The 1,653-nt window shown below is 75.0% G+C and carries 1 protein-coding gene and 2 pseudogenes; 1 reads left to right on the forward strand and 2 read right to left on the reverse strand.

Going from position 1 to position 1,653, the window contains the following annotated elements; genetic code table 11:
• Window positions 1-72 precede the first annotated feature (72 nt).
• Together MXD58_RS27140 and MXD58_RS27145 are read right to left on the reverse strand one after the other, a co-directional pair.
• Window positions 73-507: pseudogene (locus tag MXD58_RS27140) on the reverse strand (FAD-dependent oxidoreductase); the annotation flags it as partial.
• Window positions 504-1,277: a TetR/AcrR family transcriptional regulator gene (locus tag MXD58_RS27145; protein ID WP_248839178.1), complete on the reverse strand. Its 774-nt coding sequence runs from the start codon at window positions 1,275-1,277 to the stop codon at window positions 504-506. The gene MXD58_RS27145 and the pseudogene MXD58_RS27140, both read right to left, overlap by 4 nt.
• Before the next feature lie 161 nt (window positions 1,278-1,438).
• Here MXD58_RS27145 and MXD58_RS27150 point away from each other — a divergent pair.
• Window positions 1,439-1,653: pseudogene (locus MXD58_RS27150) on the forward strand (FAD-binding oxidoreductase); the annotation flags it as partial.

Below are 1,653 nucleotides of genomic sequence, written 5' to 3' on the forward strand. Positions count from 1 at the left end.
CGAGGCCACGACCGCGACGACCTTCCGGCAGTGGGCCGAGGACGTGTTCAAGCCCGCCTTCCTGGCCTAGGCGCGGCGCAGCGCGTCGCCGACGTGCAGGCCGGCGTGCACCAACGCCGCGGTCGGCCGCGACACCAGCGGGGTAAGCGGGGTCACCATCGGCAGCGCCCGGACGAGGTGCGGCGCGGTGCGCCGCATCAGGATGTCGCGTTCCACGGCGCTCTCCCAGGCCACCGGGAGGTCGCCGTGAGCGAGGTAGCGCAGCCCGCCGTGAACGAGCTTCGAGCTCCACCGGCTCGTCCCGAAGGCGAGGTCATGGGCCTCGAGGAGAGCGACCCGCAGCCCCCGCGACGCGGCGTCCAGCGCGGCCCCGGCCCCGGTGACCCCGCCGCCGATCACGATCAGGTCCATCCACTCGCCGCCGGCGAGTTCGGCCAGCTCCCGTTCCCGCCGCCCGGCGTTCAGCGAGGTGTCCCCGGGCGGGAGCGTCCCGGTCGCGGCGCTCACGACGCGGCCTGTCCGCTGACGGGCGGCGTTTCCGCGGCCGGCGGCTGTGGGGCTCGCGGCGGTTGTGGGGCTCGCGGCGGTTGTGGGCCTCGCGGTGGTTGTGGGCCTCGCGGTGGTTGTGGGCCTCGCGGCGGCTGTGGAGCCGGTGGGGCGAGGTAGGCGTGCAGCAGGTGGCGCAGCTCGGCGACCTGGGTGCCGGCGGGAACGGTGCCAGCGAGCGCGCTCCCGGACAGCACGAACGACTGGACGACGAGCAGCAGCATCACCGCGAGCGCCTCCGGGTCGGCGCCGCGCACCGCCCCGTGCCGCGCGGCCGCGTCGAGCCGCGCGGTCAGCAGACCCACGATCATCTGCTGGGTCGCGCCGCGGCGCTCGGTCAGGTACGGCAGCAGCAGCTCCGGATCGGTCTCGATGATCCGCAGGTAGACCGGGTTCGTCCGGAACGCCTCGACGGTCGCCACGATCTGCTCGACGAGGCTGTCGAGGCTGTCGTGGTCTGGGTCGTGCGCGGCCAGGATCGCCGCGTCGGTGAGGATCCGGCTCCACTCCCTGGTCATCACGTCCCCGACGAGGGCTCGCAGGTCGGGCCAGCGCCGGTAGAGGGTCATCCGGCTCATCCCGGCGCGGCGGGCGACCTCGGTGAGCGTCGTGCGGCGCACCCCGACCGCCAGCAGGGTCGTCGTCGCCGCGTCGAGAACCGCCGCCTCACCCGGCCACGGCCTGGGCCGCGGGCCCGTCTGGACGGCCCGGCCGCGGTCGATGTCGAGCATCACGCGCTTCTCCCATCCCGAGACGCCGACCTGGCCGGCGGGCCGGCGGGCCGGCCTCGGGTGTGCCATCGTGGATCGAGCCGGTGTGACAATGTTACGGCCACTGTCACATCGACGCGGGCTGGAGTCCATCCGGATCGATCAGGCGCACCGAGGTGACCATGACGAGCACCGATGCATCCCGCGGGATCGCCGCTACCGAACCCGTCTGGTGGGGGTGGGGTCCGGCGGTGGCCCACGACCCGCTGCCGGCGGCCACTCGTCGCCTGCTGGCCTACCTGGGCATCACCGGCCAGCCCAGCCCCCCCGTCGCCCTCGACGAGGTGCGCCTGCCCCCGGCCCGGCTGCCGGAGCCGGCCCGGGCGGCGCTCGCGAC

It is taken from the genome of Frankia sp. AgKG'84/4, assembly GCF_023242965.2.
Lineage (GTDB): Bacteria > Actinomycetota > Actinomycetes > Frankiales > Frankiaceae > Frankia.